We start from the raw sequence: 15,718 nt of genomic DNA, 5'->3' as shown, positions 1-15,718 counted from the left end.
ACTCGGGCTGACCGGACCTTCTTCAGAAGCTTGCCCAGTGTTTCACCCCGGCCGAACCAGGCCATAACAGTTCGGCAGCTTCGCACATCGTCCGCACACCCTTGGGCGTAAACACTGGCGACCGGCATCCGCTCGGACGGCGAAGGTAAGTAACCTTGCATGCGGCTGTCCAGCCGCACCGGTCCGTCCGGCCTGGGCGGTGGCACGAGAACGAGCGGGCATTCGGAGGGGCGGCCGCAGACCATGACCACCGGAGTGATCCCCGGGGGACACAACCCGGAGCCACGGCCCACGGGCGAGCTCATGCCGCACCAGCGGCATGAGCCGACCGGACAGGCAGGCCCGCATGTCGAGACCCGGACGAGGAGTGCTGTGATCACCGCGCGCGCGGCCGCCAGCTTCGAGCCCGTCGGGCGATCGGTCGCGACCGCCCGGGCCTTCGTCCGCGACACGCTCCAGGGCTGGGGCTTCGCGGACGTCGTCGACGACGCCGTGGTCCTCACCAGCGAACTGGTGACCAACGCGGTGGTGCACGCCGGCACCCACGCCGACGTGCTCTGCCTGCGCACGGACGACGGAGTGCGCATCGAGGTCGCCGACCGCTACCCGGAACGCGAGGTCCCGCTCCAGGGCTCCGCCGTCAACATGGGCAGCCCCGACCGCGAGGGCGGCCGCGGACTCCAGCTCTGCGCGGCTCTCGCCGCCCGCTGGGGTGTCGAGTACACGCCCACGTACAAAAATGTCTGGTTCCAGCTCGATCTCCCCGAGCGCCCGGTGGGCACCCGCGCCGCCGGCCCGTCCCTCCCCGCCGATCTGCTGCCCCTCGCCGACGGCCGGGTCCGGGTCGCGGTCGTCCAGATCGACCGCAAGGGCTCCGTCTCCGCGTGGAACGAGGACGCCGAGGAGATCTTCGGCCACACCGCCGCCGAGGTCACCGGCAAACCGCTCACCGACCTCGCCGCCTGGCCGCACACCCCCGGCACCGGCACCGGCATCGCCGAGGCCCTCCAGCTCTCCCGCTGGGAGGGCAGCTACGGCATCCGGGGCGCCGACGGCCGCGTGACCCCCGTCTACGCCTCGCACCTGAGGGTCCGTGACACCGGCGGCGAGCCCTCCACGGTCTGCCTCCTCGTACGCGACCACGAACGGGCCGTCCTCCAGACCCCGTTGCGCGTCCCCGCCTCCGACACCGGCGGCGCCTCCGACGGCCAGAGCAGCGACCCCTTCGAGGTGTTCATCGGCTCCCCGGCCCCGGACGACCTCGACGGACTCCTCCAGCGCACGGTCGAACGCGCCCGCGACATGCTCGACGGCGACTCCGCGTTCCTGCTCCTCGCGACCGACGACGAGACCGAGTTGGAGGTCCGCGCCTCCACCGGCCTCCCGTCCGCCCGTCAGCGCTTCGCGCGCGTCCCCGTGGAAGCCGGCCCCGGCCGCTACGGCTCGGCCCGTATGCCGGCCGTACACGACGATCTGGCGGCCGTCCCGGGCGCGGTCCCCCTCCTGGCCGGCACCGGCATGCGCTCGGTCGTCACGGTCCCGCTGAAGGTCGAGGGCCGCCTGACCGGCTCCCTTGGCGTCGCGGCCGAGGCACCGGGCAGATACTCCAACGAAGAGGCCCTGCGCCTCCAGTTCGCCGCCGACCGGATCGCCCTGGCCGTGGAGTCCGCCCGCCTGGGTGAGCTGGAACGGCTGCGCCGCGGCTCCCTCAGCTTCCTCGTCGAAGCCTCGGATCTCCTCGCCGGCACCCTGGACCGCGACCAGACCCTCGCCCTGATGGCGCAGATGACGGTCCCGACCCTCGCCACCTGGTGCGCGGTCTACACGATCGCCGACCAGGCCTCCGACCCGTACCTCTCGTACGTCCTGCACGAGGACGAGGAACTCATCGACGGCATCAAGTCGTTGCTCTCCAAGGTGCCCCCGCCGGACCCGGTGCCCACGCCCGGCGCCCGCGTCTGGACGGTCCCCGGCGAACACGCCCACCAGGCCGCACTGCGCAGCTCCATGCGCAGCCTCGGCCTGGCCGGCGGCCCCACCCGCCAGGTCTCCTCCGGCATCGGGCCGACGCTCGCCACGGCCTCCGCCGTGGGCGGCGAGACGGTGGTCCTCCCCCTGGTCGCCCGCAACCGGGTCATCGGCATGCTCACCCTGGGCAAGCCCACCGACGAACACTTCCGCCAGGAGATCCTGGAACTGGCCGAGGACCTGTCCCGCCGGGCCGCCCTGGCCCTGGACAACGCCCGCCTGTACTCGGAGCGCACGGCCATCAGCCAGGCCCTCCAGCGCAGCCTCCTGCCTCCGGGCACCCCCCACATCGAGGGCATGGAGGTCGAGGTCATCTACCGCGCGGCAGGCGAGGGCAACGAGGTCGGCGGTGACTTCTACGACGTCTTCCCGATCTCCGACAACGCGTACGGCTTCGCCATCGGCGACGTCTGCGGTACCGGCCCCAACGCGGCCGCCGTCACCGGCCTCGCCCGGCACGCACTGCGCCTGCTCGCCAGGGAGGGCCTCAGCGGCCCGGCCGTCCTGGAGCGCCTCAACTCGGCCATCCTCGACGAGGGAGCCCGCAGCCGCTTCCTGACCCTCCTGTACGGCGAGATGCGCCCCCAGGAGGACGGCAGCGCGGAGATGAAGGTGGTCTGCGCCGGCCACCCGCTCCCCCTGCGCCTGCGCCAGGACGGCACGGTGGAGGCCGCCGCCGAACCCCAGCCGCTCCTCGGTGTCATCGAGGACCTGGAGCTCTACGAGCAGACGGTCACCCTCGACCCCGGCGACGTCCTTCTCTGCGTCACGGACGGCGTGACGGAACGCCGGGAGGGCACGCGCATGCTCGGCGACGACGGCCTCGCGGACGTTCTGACGACCTGCACGGGACTGACGGCCGGCGCGGTCGCCGCACGCATCATGCGCGCGGTGGAGCGCTTCGCCTCGGACGCCCCGTCGGACGACATGGCGATTCTGGCGATGCGGGTCCCAGGCCTCCAGAAGGACTGACGGGGACGAAGAAAAAGGGCATGAAAAAGGCCCCGCCCTAGAGGGGCGGGGCCTTTTCGGTGGAGCCCCCAAACGGAATCGAACCGTTGACCTTCTCCTTACCATGGAGACGCTCTGCCGACTGAGCTATAGGGGCCTGTTGCCTTTTCGAGGTCTCCCCCGCGGCAACGGAATAGATCGTACCCCGAACGGACCCGAGTTCCCAAACTCGTTCAGAAGGCAGGCTGAAGCAGTCCACCGAGGGCATTGCAGGCGGAGACGACCCGCTGCATCTCCCGCTTCGTCAACGAGGCGTCCACGGGCAGCGCCAGCGTCTCGTCCGCGGCGACCTCCGTCTCCGGCAGCGAGACACAGCGCCGGTATTCGGGCAGGCGGTGCACCGGCGTCTTCACCGGCACCCGGCAGTCAACTCCCTTGCCCCGCAGCGCCCGAGCGAAGGCGTCCCGGTCGGGCCGGCCGTTCCCCGGCACCCGCACGACGTACTGCTGGTACGTGTGCCCGTCGCCACCGTCCGGCGTCCGCACACCGCGCAGCTTCGCGTCGAGATAGGAGGCCCGCTGCCGCCGCTGAGCGATCTCGTCGTACGGAGCCTCGGACTCGCCCTGCTCCAGCACCAGCAGCCCGTGCCGCTGCCCCAGCTCGCGCAACCGCGTGATGTCGGCCCACCGCCCAAACCGGTGTACGACAACCACCGCGGCGGAACGAGCAGTTACGGCCGCTTCCACCGCCGTCGCGTCGAGGCAGTAGGTCAGCGGATCTATGTCGGCGAACACCGGAAGCGCACCGGCCAGTGTCACGGCCTCGGCGACTTCGACGTTCCCGAAGGCCGGCACGATGACCTCGTCGCCCACTCCGACACCGGCGGCCCTGAGCATTGCAGCAGTACCCATGCTGGGATGCTCGGCGCGGAACGTGAACGACACGTTACGGAAACCAGAAAAGGGTTGGACCCGGAACCGAAGTTCCAGATCCAACCCTTTCAATATTTGTTCGGCGGCGTCCTACTCTCCCACAGGGTCCCCCCTGCAGTACCATCGGCGCTGTAAGGCTTAGCTTCCGGGTTCGGAATGTAACCGGGCGTTTCCCTCACGCTATGACCACCGAAACACTATGAAACTCTCAGCCGCACCACACCCCGGAAAAACGGGGCGTGGGGCTGTTCGTGGTTTCAGAACCAACACAGTGGACGCGAGCAACTGAGGACAAGCCCTCGGCCTATTAGTACCGGTCACCTCCACCAGTTACCTGGCTTCCAGATCCGGCCTATCAACCCAGTCGTCTACTGGGAGCCTTACCCCATCAAGTGGGTGGGAGTCCTCATCTCGAAGCAGGCTTCCCGCTTAGATGCTTTCAGCGGTTATCCCTCCCGAACGTAGCCAACCAGCCATGCCCTTGGCAGAACAACTGGCACACCAGAGGTTCGTCCGTCCCGGTCCTCTCGTACTAGGGACAGCCCTTCTCAAGACTCCTACGCGCACAGCGGATAGGGACCGAACTGTCTCACGACGTTCTAAACCCAGCTCGCGTACCGCTTTAATGGGCGAACAGCCCAACCCTTGGGACCGACTCCAGCCCCAGGATGCGACGAGCCGACATCGAGGTGCCAAACCATCCCGTCGATATGGACTCTTGGGGAAGATCAGCCTGTTATCCCCGGGGTACCTTTTATCCGTTGAGCGACGGCGCTTCCACAAGCCACCGCCGGATCACTAGTCCCGACTTTCGTCCCTGCTCGACCCGTCGGTCTCACAGTCAAGCTCCCTTGTGCACTTACACTCAACACCTGATTGCCAACCAGGCTGAGGGAACCTTTGGGCGCCTCCGTTACTCTTTAGGAGGCAACCGCCCCAGTTAAACTACCCATCAGACACTGTCCCTGATCCGGATCACGGACCCAGGTTAGACATCCAGCACGACCAGACTGGTATTTCAACGACGACTCCACACGAACTGGCGTCCGCGTTTCAAAGTCTCCCAGCTATCCTACACAAGCCGAACCGAACACCAATATCAAACTGTAGTAAAGGTCCCGGGGTCTTTCCGTCCTGCTGCGCGAAACGAGCATCTTTACTCGTAGTGCAATTTCACCGGGCCTATGGTTGAGACAGTCGAGAAGTCGTTACGCCATTCGTGCAGGTCGGAACTTACCCGACAAGGAATTTCGCTACCTTAGGATGGTTATAGTTACCACCGCCGTTTACTGGCGCTTAAGTTCTCAGCTTCGCCCCACCGAAATGGAGCTAACCGGTCCCCTTAACGTTCCAGCACCGGGCAGGCGTCAGTCCGTATACATCGCCTTACGGCTTCGCACGGACCTGTGTTTTTAGTAAACAGTCGCTTCTCGCTGGTCTCTGCGGCCACCCCCAGCTCAGGAAGTAAATTCCCTCACCAGGCATGGCCCCCCTTCTCCCGAAGTTACGGGGGCATTTTGCCGAGTTCCTTAACCATAGTTCACCCGAACGCCTCGGTATTCTCTACCTGACCACCTGAGTCGGTTTAGGGTACGGGCCGCCATGAAACTCGCTAGAGGCTTTTCTCGACAGCATAGGATCATCCACTTCACCACAATCGGCTCGGCATCAGGTCTCAGCCTTGATGTGCGACGGATTTACCTACCGCACGGCCTACACCCTTACCCCGGGACAACCACCGCCCGGGCTGGACTACCTTCCTGCGTCACCCCATCACTCACCTACTACCACCTTGGGTCAGCGGCTCCACCACTCCCCTCAACTCCGAAGAGATCAGGGCGGCTTCACGGCCTTAGCATTAATGGGTTCGATGTTTGACGCTTCACAGCGGGTACCGGAATATCAACCGGTTATCCATCGACTACGCCTGTCGGCCTCGCCTTAGGTCCCGACTTACCCTGGGCAGATCAGCTTGACCCAGGAACCCTTAGTCAATCGGCGCACACGTTTCCCACGTGTGAATCGCTACTCATGCCTGCATTCTCACTCGTCAACCGTCCACAACTCGCTTACGCGGCTGCTTCACCCGGCAGACGACGCTCCCCTACCCATCACAGCCTCCGTTGGGAGTATTGCTGCAATGACACGACTTCGGCGGTACGCTTGAGCCCCGCTACATTGTCGGCGCGGAATCACTAGACCAGTGAGCTATTACGCACTCTTTCAAGGGTGGCTGCTTCTAAGCCAACCTCCTGGTTGTCTGTGCGACTCCACATCCTTTCCCACTTAGCGTACGCTTAGGGGCCTTAGTCGATGCTCTGGGCTGTTTCCCTCTCGACCATGGAGCTTATCCCCCACAGTCTCACTGCCGCGCTCTCACTTACCGGCATTCGGAGTTTGGCTAAGGTCAGTAACCCGGTAGGGCCCATCGCCTATCCAGTGCTCTACCTCCGGCAAGAAACACACGACGCTGCACCTAAATGCATTTCGGGGAGAACCAGCTATCACGGAGTTTGATTGGCCTTTCACCCCTAACCACAGGTCATCCCCCAGGTTTTCAACCCTGGTGGGTTCGGTCCTCCACGAAGTCTTACCTCCGCTTCAACCTGCCCATGGCTAGATCACTCCGCTTCGGGTCTTGAGCGTGCTACTGAAACGCCCTGTTCGGACTCGCTTTCGCTACGGCTACCCCACACGGGTTAACCTCGCAACACACCGCAAACTCGCAGGCTCATTCTTCAAAAGGCACGCAGTCACACCACAAGGATGCTCCCACGGCTTGTAGGCACACGGTTTCAGGTACTATTTCACTCCCCTCCCGGGGTACTTTTCACCATTCCCTCACGGTACTATCCGCTATCGGTCACCAGGGAATATTTAGGCTTAGCGGGTGGTCCCGCCAGATTCACACGGGATTTCTCGGGCCCCGTGCTACTTGGGTGTCTCTCAAACGAGCCGTTGATATTTCAGCTACGGGGGTCTTACCCTCTACGCCGGACCTTTCGCATGTCCTTCGCCTACATCAACGGTTTCTGACTCGCCCTGCCGCCGGCAGACGACAGAAGAGAGATCCCACAACCCCGTATACGCAACCCCTGCCGGGTCTCACACGCATACGGTTTGGCCTCATCCGGTTTCGCTCGCCACTACTCCCGGAATCACGGTTGTTTTCTCTTCCTGAGGGTACTGAGATGTTTCACTTCCCCTCGTTCCCTCCACACTGCCTATGTGTTCAGCAGCGGGTGACAGCCCATGACGACTGCCGGGTTTCCCCATTCGGAAACCCCCGGATCAAAGCCTGGTTGACGACTCCCCGGGGACTATCGTGGCCTCCCACGTCCTTCATCGGTTCCTGGTGCCAAGGCATCCACCGTGCGCCCTTAAAAACTTGGCCACAGATGCTCGCGTCCACTGTGCAGTTCTCAAACAACGACCAGCCACCCATCACCCCGCCACACTCGGCGAGTTCACTGGGGCCGGCATCGAGGGAATTCATTCCCTCAGACACCCAACAGCGTGCCCGACACTCTCTCACCATCCACCCGTGTTCCACGCCGAAGCAGTACTAACAGGAGATATTGAGAGTGTGCCGAATAGTCAACGTTCCACCCATGAGCTGACCACCGTCGATCATTCGCCGACGTAGTGGCTCTGACTGCCTTACGGCAGCTAGATGCTCCTTAGAAAGGAGGTGATCCAGCCGCACCTTCCGGTACGGCTACCTTGTTACGACTTCGTCCCAATCGCCAGTCCCACCTTCGACAGCTCCCTCCCACAAGGGGTTGGGCCACCGGCTTCGGGTGTTACCGACTTTCGTGACGTGACGGGCGGTGTGTACAAGGCCCGGGAACGTATTCACCGCAGCAATGCTGATCTGCGATTACTAGCGACTCCGACTTCATGGGGTCGAGTTGCAGACCCCAATCCGAACTGAGACCGGCTTTTTGAGATTCGCTCCACCTCACGGTATCGCAGCTCATTGTACCGGCCATTGTAGCACGTGTGCAGCCCAAGACATAAGGGGCATGATGACTTGACGTCGTCCCCACCTTCCTCCGAGTTGACCCCGGCGGTCTCCCGTGAGTCCCCAGCACCACAAGGGCCTGCTGGCAACACGGGACAAGGGTTGCGCTCGTTGCGGGACTTAACCCAACATCTCACGACACGAGCTGACGACAGCCATGCACCACCTGTACACCGACCACAAGGGGGCGCCCATCTCTGAACGTTTCCGGTGTATGTCAAGCCTTGGTAAGGTTCTTCGCGTTGCGTCGAATTAAGCCACATGCTCCGCCGCTTGTGCGGGCCCCCGTCAATTCCTTTGAGTTTTAGCCTTGCGGCCGTACTCCCCAGGCGGGGAACTTAATGCGTTAGCTGCGGCACCGACGACGTGGAATGTCGCCAACACCTAGTTCCCACCGTTTACGGCGTGGACTACCAGGGTATCTAATCCTGTTCGCTCCCCACGCTTTCGCTCCTCAGCGTCAGTAATGGCCCAGAGATCCGCCTTCGCCACCGGTGTTCCTCCTGATATCTGCGCATTTCACCGCTACACCAGGAATTCCGATCTCCCCTACCACACTCTAGCTAGCCCGTATCGACTGCAGACCCGAGGTTAAGCCTCGGGCTTTCACAATCGACGTGACAAGCCGCCTACGAGCTCTTTACGCCCAATAATTCCGGACAACGCTTGCGCCCTACGTATTACCGCGGCTGCTGGCACGTAGTTAGCCGGCGCTTCTTCTGCAGGTACCGTCACTTTCGCTTCTTCCCTGCTGAAAGAGGTTTACAACCCGAAGGCCGTCATCCCTCACGCGGCGTCGCTGCATCAGGCTTTCGCCCATTGTGCAATATTCCCCACTGCTGCCTCCCGTAGGAGTCTGGGCCGTGTCTCAGTCCCAGTGTGGCCGGTCGCCCTCTCAGGCCGGCTACCCGTCGTCGCCTTGGTGAGCCACTACCTCACCAACAAGCTGATAGGCCGCGGGCTCATCCTGCACCGCCGGAGCTTTACAACCCGGGAGATGCCTCCCAGGCTCATATCCGGTATTAGACCCCGTTTCCAGGGCTTGTCCCAGAGTGCAGGGCAGATTGCCCACGTGTTACTCACCCGTTCGCCACTAATCCCCACCGAAGTGGTTCATCGTTCGACTTGCATGTGTTAAGCACGCCGCCAGCGTTCGTCCTGAGCCAGGATCAAACTCTCCGTGAATGCTTCTCACGGGAGCGGAACAGGCCGGAGGAATAATCCGACCGTTCACAGCGTCCTCGCTGTATTTTTCTTCAAAGGAACCTCGACCATCGGACAGTGTCCGACGGACGGGGTATCAACATATCTGGCGTTGACTTTTGGCACGCTGTTGAGTTCTCAAGGAACGGTCGCTTCCTTTGTACTCACCCTCTCGGGCTTTCCTCCGGGCTTCCCTTCGGTCTTGCGTTTCCGACTCTATCAGATCTTTTCTCGACCCGATTTCCTCGGTGCTTTCCAGGTTCCCGCTCTCGCGTTTCCCTTTCCGGCGGCTCCGACTTTATCAGAAGTTCTGAGTCGGAATTTCCACCCGGTCCGGGGCAACCGTGTCCAGTCCATGAAGCACTGGGGGTTCCCGGTCGGGCGGAGCCGTAAACGTACTGGAGCGGGGTGCCTCGATGCAAATCGAGGCACCCCGCTCCCTGTTCACGCTGACGAGGGGTCAGACCTCCACGACCACCGGGAGGATCATCGGCCTGCGCCGGTACGTGTCCGAGACCCACTTGCCGAGGGTGCGCCGGATGAGTTGCTGCAGCTGGTGGGGTTCCACGACCCCGTCCTGGGCCGAGCGTTCCAGGACCTCGGCGATCTTCGGGAGGACGTCCGAGAACGCGGAGTCCTCGATGCCGGAGCCCCGCGCCTGCACATGGGGCCCGCCCGTGATCTTGCCGGTGGACGAGTCGACGACGACGAAGACCGAGATGATGCCCTCGTCGCCGAGGATCTTGCGGTCCTTGAGAGCCGGCTCGCCGACATCACCGACCGAGAGGCCGTCGACGTACACGTAACCCGCCTGGACCTTGCCGGAGATCTTGGCCTTGCCTCCGACCAGGTCGACGACGACGCCGTCCTCTGCGATGACGATGCGGTCGTGCGGGACGCCGGTGAGGGCGCCCAGCTCGGCGTTGGCACGCAGGTGGCGCCATTCGCCGTGGACCGGCATCAGGTTCTTCGGCCGGCAGATGTTGTAGAAGTACAGCAGTTCGCCGGCGGAGGCATGGCCGGAGACGTGCACCTTGGCGTTGCCCTTGTGGACGACGTCGGCGCCCCAGCGGGTCAGGCCGTTGATGACGCGGTAGACCGCGTTCTCGTTTCCGGGGATGAGGGACGAGGCCAGGATGACCGTGTCGCCGTCGACGATGCGGATCTGGTGGTCGCGGTTGGCCATCCGGGACAGGGCGGCCATGGGTTCGCCCTGGGAGCCCGTACAGACCAGTACCACCTCGTGGTCGGGGAGGTCGTCCAGCGTCTTGACGTCGACCACCAGGCCCGGTGGGACCTTCAGGTAGCCGAGGTCCCGCGCGATGCCCATGTTGCGGACCATGGAGCGGCCGACGAAGGCGACCCGGCGGCCGTACTCGTGGGCCGCGTCCAGAATCTGCTGGATGCGGTGGACGTGGCTGGCGAAGCTCGCCACGATGATCCGCTTTCGGGCGCCCGCGAAGACCTGCCGCAGGACGTTGGAGATGTCGCGCTCGGGCGGGACGAAGCCCGGGACCTCGGCGTTCGTCGAGTCGGCCAGGAGAAGGTCGATGCCCTCTTCGCTCAGCCGTGCGAACGCATGCAGATCGGTGAGGCGGTGGTCCAGCGGAAGCTGGTCCATCTTGAAGTCGCCGGTGTGGACCACCATGCCGGCCGGGGTGCGGATGGCCACGGCCAGGGCGTCGGGGATGGAGTGGTTGACGGCGACGAACTCGCAGTCGAAGGGGCCGACGCGTTCACGCTGGCCCTCGGCCACTTCCAGGGTGTAGGGGCGGATGCGGTGCTCCTGGAGCTTCGCCTCGATGAGCGCGAGGGTCAGCTTGGAGCCGATCAGCGGGATGTCCGGCTTCTCGCGGAGCAGGAAGGGGACACCGCCGATGTGGTCCTCGTGGCCATGGGTGAGGACGATGCCCTCGATGTCGTCGAGGCGGTCCCGGATGGACGAGAAGTCCGGCAGGATCAGATCGATTCCGGGCTGCTCCTCCTCGGGGAAGAGCACTCCGCAGTCGACGATCAGCAGGCGGCCGCCGTACTCGAAGACGGTCATGTTCCGGCCGATCTCGCCGAGGCCGCCGAGCGGCGTGACGCGGAGGGCGCCCTCGGGGAGCTGGGGCGGTGGGCCGAGTTCAGGATGCGGATGACTCAAAAGACTCTCCTCACCACGCACGCCACGTACCGGTCGGGCACGTGGCGTGCGTGACGTTCGTGCATAAGCAGTTGTCGTTGTCTTCAGTGGGGTGCGGGCACCGGTGGTCCCGCTTATTCAGTTGTGAAGCGTTGCTGCGCGGACGGCCGCGCGAAGTCTGTTGTCAGAGTTGTACCCCGCCGGCGGCAAGATCGATCTTGAGCTGGCCGATCTCTTCGGGCGAGCACTCGACCATCGGTGCGCGCAGGGGTCCAGCGGGCAGTCCCTGCAGGGCGAGCGCGGCCTTGGTGGTCATGACGCCCTGGGTGCGGAACATCCCGGTGTAGACGGGGAGCAGCTTCTGGTGGATCTCGGTGGCCTTGACGACGTCACCGGAGGTGTACGCGTCGACGAGGGCCCGCAGGTCGGGGGTGACCAGGTGGCCGACGACCGAGACGAAGCCGACCGCGCCCACGGAGAGCAGCGGGAGGTTCAGCATGTCGTCGCCGGAGTACCAGGCGAGCCCGGACTGCGCGATGGCCCAGCTCGCGCGGCCGAGGTCGCCCTTGGCGTCCTTGTTGGCGACGATCCTCGGGTGCTCGGCGAGGCGGACGAACGTCTCGGTGCTGATCGGGACACCGCTGCGGCCGGGGATGTCGTAAAGCATGACGGGCAGCCCGGTCGCGTCGGCGACGGCCGTGAAGTGCCGGTACAGGCCCTCCTGCGGGGGCTTGTTGTAGTACGGCGTGACGACCAGCAGGCCGTGGGCGCCGTCGCGCTCGGCCTGGCGGGCGAGTTCGATGCTGTGGTGGGTGTCGTTGGTGCCGACACCGGCCACGACGTGGGCGCGGTCGCCGACCGCCTCCAGTACGGCTCGTACCAGGTCCGATTTCTCCGCGTCGCTGGTGGTCGGGGACTCGCCGGTGGTGCCGTTGATGATCAGGCCGTCGTTGCCTGCGTCCACCAGGTGGGTGGCGAGCCGCTGTGCGCCGTCGAGGTCGAGTGCGCCGTCCGCCGTGAAAGGCGTGACCATGGCGGTGAGGACCCGCCCGAAGGGGGTCTGCGGAGTGGAGGTCGGAGCCATGGGTTACACGCTACTCGCTGCCCACTGTGTGGTCTGCCCTCGGGGTGCGGGGAAAGTCATGACAAATGAGGAGCCCGGCACTGCCTGCTCGGGGGTTCAAGCAGTGCCGGGTCCGTTTGATCAGGCTAGATGAACTTCTCTAAATGCCGCAATACGGACACCTCACGAGGCTGATCCGTACATCTGTGCCGAGCACGTCAAGAAGGTGGCGCCAGGCCGCCGGAGCGTGGCACGGAGGCGGCGCTACGGCGCCATCCGGCCGTTGGCGTTGAAGGCCGCGTAGGTGAGCGGCATGAGCCTGGCCCACTCCGCTTCCATCTTCTCCCCGACCATCTCGATCTCCCGCTGCGGGAAGGACGGCACCTTGGCCAGCTCGTGCTGGGTGCGCAGCCCGAGGAAGTGCATCAGCGAGCGGGCGTTGCAGGTGGCGTACATCGAGGAGAAGAGCCCCACGGGCAGCACCGCCCGGGCGACCTCACGGGCGACACCGGCGGCGAGCATCTCCTGGTAGGCCCCGTACGCCTGCCGGTACGAGTCCTCCATCACCTGACCGACCAGCTCCTGCTGGGCCTGGGTGCCCTCGACGAAGACGTACTTGCCGGGTCGTCCCTCCTGGACGAGCTTGCGGGACTCGTCGGGCACGTAGAAGACCGGCTCAAGCCGGCGATACCTCCCTGACTCCTCGTTGTACGACCACCCCACCCGGTGCCGCATGAACTCGCGGAAGACGAAGATCGGGGCGCTGATGAAGAAGGTCATCGAGTTGTGCTCGAAGGGGCTGCCGTGCCGGTCGCGCATCAGGTAGTTGATGAGGCCCTTGGAGCGCTCGGGGTCCTTCTTCAGCTCGTCCAGGGACTGTTCGCCGGCGGTGGAGACGCGTGCGGCCAACAGCACGTCGGAGTCGGCCGCGCTGTGCTTGACCAGCTCGACGGTGACGTCGCTCCGGAAACTGGGCTTGAGGTCGTCGGCGGGGGTGTCGGTCACGGCTCGGAGGATCCTTCCATCACTTCTCTCGGGCGGCGCCCACTCTACGGCCCGGCACCGACATCGGGGCGTTCGGTGCCGGGGCGCTACATACGGCCGCGAATTTCTGTGAATTCGGTGAAACCGGGCACCTTTCGGGTCACTCGCCCGTCTGTGTAGATGACAGACAGTCGTTCGATCCCGAGAGGGGATGCACCGCCCATGTTCGGTCGGCGCGAACCGGTCCCGTTCGCCTTCCTCGCCGAAGCCGACAGGTTCCGCAGCAATGTCACTCCGCCGCCCCGCCAGCGGTCGTCCGTGAGTCAGATGGCCGGGCGGTGGCTGCTCGGGCTCACCATCGTGGCCGGACTCGTGGGCTCGCTGGTGCTCGGCATGCCGGCGCTGTCCACTCCGTCCGACACGCAGACCCAGCAGTCGCAGGCCTCTCAGGGGCGCTGAACTCGTCCGGACCCCCGTGAGTGGTGGGCGGGGACACGGGCGGATAGCCTCACCGGGCACAGCCCACGCATGGATTGAGTGAGGACCAGCCGTGCCCCTGCCCTTCCTGACGGCCGACCGCACCTATGACGCGGCACTCGACAACGCCCTGCCGTACGACGACCGGGACCGCTGGCGGCGTCCCTACCGGCCCGGCCCGTGGCGGGTCGGCGGGGCCGCCCTGTGGCTGCTGCTCGCCTCGTTCGTACTGTTCGCGGCGGTCGCGCTGGCCCTGACCGGCTCGCTGTCCGCCGCCGGGGCGGTCCTCGGCGTCGCGCTGCTGATCATCGCCGCCGCGCTGCGGATACTGCGCATGGGCGTGTGGGTGAGCGCGCACGGCGTGCGCCAGGTGGGTCTGCTGTTCACGCGGACGGTGCCCTGGAAGCGGGTCGCCTCGGTGCGGACGGCACAGCAGCCGGTGCGCTGGCTGGGCCTGCCCCGGACCGTGCAGGGACAGGCGCTGACCCTCGTCCGCAAGGACCGCGGCCCGGCGGAGACCGAGCCGCTGCTGACCACGCATGGCATGGACTTCGTGGGCCGGGCGTCGGCCTTCGACCGTGCGGCGGACGCGGTGGAGGCCTGGGCGGCGGAGTACCGGCACGGATAGCGGTATGTGCGAAGGGGGCCGGTCCGCGGTGCGCGGGTCGGCCCCCTTCGTCGTACGACTGCCGCTCAGGCCTCCACGAGCTTGCCGTCGTGCAGGGCGATGGCGCGCTGCATCGCCTTGCGGGCGCGCGGGGTGTCGCGGGCGTCGTGGTAGGCGACAGCGAGGCGGAACCAGCTGCGCCAGTCGTCGGGGGCGGCTTCGGTCTCGGCCTTGCGCTTGGCGAACACCTCGTCGGCCGAGTCCCGGTCGATGCGGCCGCCGGGCGTGCGCTTCAGCTCGTCCACGGGCAGGCCGCCCTCGGCGTCGAGTTCGGCGGCGAGGGCGTTGGCCCGGCGGACGAACTGGGTGTTCTTCCACAGGAACCACAGGCCGATGACCGGCAGGATCAGCACCGCCACCCCGAAGGTGACGGTGAGGACGGTGCCGGTCTGGATGAGCAGCACGCCCCGGCTGCCGACCAGGATGAAGTAGAACACCAGGACGGCGGCCGTGACGGCGTAGGAGATCTTCGCGCGCATGTCGTCGTACCGGCTCAGCTCAGGTCCAGGAAGTTCTCCAGGCCGAAGGTCAGGCCCGGAGTGGTCACCACCCGGCGGGCGCCGAGCAGGATGCCCGGCATGAAGCTGCTGTGGTGGAGGGAGTCGTGGCGGATGGTGAGGGTCTCGCCCTCGCCGCCGAGGAGGACCTCCTGGTGGGCGAGGAGGCCGCGCAGGCGGACGGCGTGCACGGGGACTCCGTCGACGCTGGCGCCCCGTGCGCCGTCCAGGGCCGTGACCGTGGCGTCCGGAGCCGGGGCGGTGCCGGCCGCGCGGCGGGCCTCGGCGATGAGCTGAGCGGTGCGCGTGGCGGTGCCGCTCGGCGCGTCGACCTTGTTCGGGTGGTGGAGCTCGACGACCTCCACCGACTCGAACAAGGGCGCGGCGATCTGGGCGAACTTCATCGTCAGCACGGCGCCGATGGAGAAGTTCGGGGCGATGAGCACACCGGTCTCCGGGGACTGGGCGAGCCAGCCCCTCAGCTGGGCGAGGCGCTCGTCGGTCCAGCCGGTGGTGCCGACGACGGCGTGGATGCCGTGGCGCACGCAGAAGTCGAGGTTGCCCATCACCGAGGCGGGGGTGGTCAGTTCGACCGCGACCTGGGTGCCGGAGGCCTCCAGCGCCTCCAGCTTGTCGCCCCGGCCGAGGGCGGCGACCAGCTCCAGGTCCTCGGCGGCCTCGACCGCCGCCACCGCCGCGGACCCGATCCGGCCCTTGGCGCCGAGGACCGCCACGCGCAGCTTGCTCATCTTCTTCGTTCCTTACCG

9 protein-coding genes, 1 tRNA gene and 3 rRNA genes are annotated in these 15,718 nt (G+C 65.6%); 3 read left to right on the top strand and 10 right to left on the bottom strand.

Going from position 1 to position 15,718, the window contains the following annotated elements; translation table 11 throughout:
- The first annotated feature begins 243 nt into the window (after positions 1-243).
- A complete protein-coding gene (locus tag OHB00_RS36465; protein ID WP_406441243.1) occupies positions 244-3,000 on the top strand; it encodes a SpoIIE family protein phosphatase in 2,757 nt (918 codons plus the stop codon).
- Between the two features lie 60 nt (positions 3,001-3,060).
- Here OHB00_RS36465 and OHB00_RS36460 read toward each other — a convergent pair.
- The 8 genes from OHB00_RS36460 to thyX all read right to left on the bottom strand — a co-directional run bounded on the left by OHB00_RS36460 (position 3,061) and on the right by thyX (position 13,331).
- Positions 3,061-3,136 (bottom strand) — tRNA-Thr (locus tag OHB00_RS36460).
- A 76-nt stretch (positions 3,137-3,212) separates the two neighbouring features.
- Complete coding sequence (locus OHB00_RS36455; protein ID WP_406446151.1) at positions 3,213-3,875, bottom strand: DegT/DnrJ/EryC1/StrS family aminotransferase; 663 nt, start codon at positions 3,873-3,875, stop codon at positions 3,213-3,215.
- A 113-nt stretch (positions 3,876-3,988) separates the two neighbouring features.
- A 5S ribosomal RNA gene (gene rrf, locus OHB00_RS36450) occupies positions 3,989-4,105 on the bottom strand.
- Positions 4,106-4,198: 93 nt separating this feature from the next.
- Positions 4,199-7,305, bottom strand: a 23S ribosomal RNA gene (locus tag OHB00_RS36445).
- A gap of 290 nt (positions 7,306-7,595) precedes the next feature.
- Positions 7,596-9,120, bottom strand: a 16S ribosomal RNA gene (locus tag OHB00_RS36440).
- Together the 16S, 23S and 5S rRNA genes form the textbook arrangement of a ribosomal RNA operon.
- A gap of 478 nt (positions 9,121-9,598) precedes the next feature.
- The gene (locus OHB00_RS36435; RefSeq protein WP_406441241.1) at positions 9,599-11,284 is read right to left on the bottom strand and encodes a ribonuclease J; all 1,686 of its coding nucleotides are present in this window, start codon (positions 11,282-11,284) and stop codon (positions 9,599-9,601) included.
- Between the two features lie 163 nt (positions 11,285-11,447).
- A complete protein-coding gene (gene dapA / locus OHB00_RS36430) occupies positions 11,448-12,347 on the bottom strand; it encodes a 4-hydroxy-tetrahydrodipicolinate synthase (protein WP_406441239.1) in 900 nt (299 codons plus the stop codon).
- A 243-nt stretch (positions 12,348-12,590) separates the two neighbouring features.
- A complete protein-coding gene (gene thyX, locus OHB00_RS36425) occupies positions 12,591-13,331 on the bottom strand; it encodes an FAD-dependent thymidylate synthase (protein ID WP_406441237.1) in 741 nt (246 codons plus the stop codon).
- 201 nt (positions 13,332-13,532) lie between these two features.
- Here thyX and OHB00_RS36420 point away from each other — a divergent pair, with 201 nt between their 5' ends.
- Complete coding sequence (locus OHB00_RS36420; RefSeq protein WP_406441236.1) at positions 13,533-13,769, top strand: hypothetical protein; 237 nt, start codon at positions 13,533-13,535, stop codon at positions 13,767-13,769.
- Between the two features lie 91 nt (positions 13,770-13,860).
- Positions 13,861-14,415, top strand: coding sequence for a phage holin family protein (locus OHB00_RS36415; protein ID WP_406441234.1), 555 nt, complete (start codon positions 13,861-13,863; stop codon positions 14,413-14,415).
- Positions 14,416-14,480: 65 nt separating this feature from the next.
- On the opposite strand, the gene OHB00_RS36410 is transcribed toward OHB00_RS36415, so the two are convergent.
- Together OHB00_RS36410 and dapB are read right to left on the bottom strand one after the other, a co-directional pair.
- Positions 14,481-14,933 (bottom strand): hypothetical protein, encoded by a 453-nt coding sequence (locus tag OHB00_RS36410; RefSeq protein WP_406441232.1) that lies wholly within the window; start codon positions 14,931-14,933, stop codon positions 14,481-14,483.
- Positions 14,934-14,947: 14 nt separating this feature from the next.
- Positions 14,948-15,700: a 4-hydroxy-tetrahydrodipicolinate reductase gene (dapB, locus tag OHB00_RS36405; RefSeq protein WP_406441231.1), complete on the bottom strand. Its 753-nt coding sequence runs from the start codon at positions 15,698-15,700 to the stop codon at positions 14,948-14,950.
- Positions 15,701-15,718 lie beyond the last annotated feature (18 nt).

Source organism: Streptomyces sp. NBC_00631 (assembly GCF_045206895.1).
Classification (GTDB): Bacteria; Actinomycetota; Actinomycetes; order Streptomycetales; family Streptomycetaceae; genus Streptomyces.
Note: the sequence above shows the minus strand (reverse complement) of the source record. Positions and strands in the feature narration are given on the sequence as shown.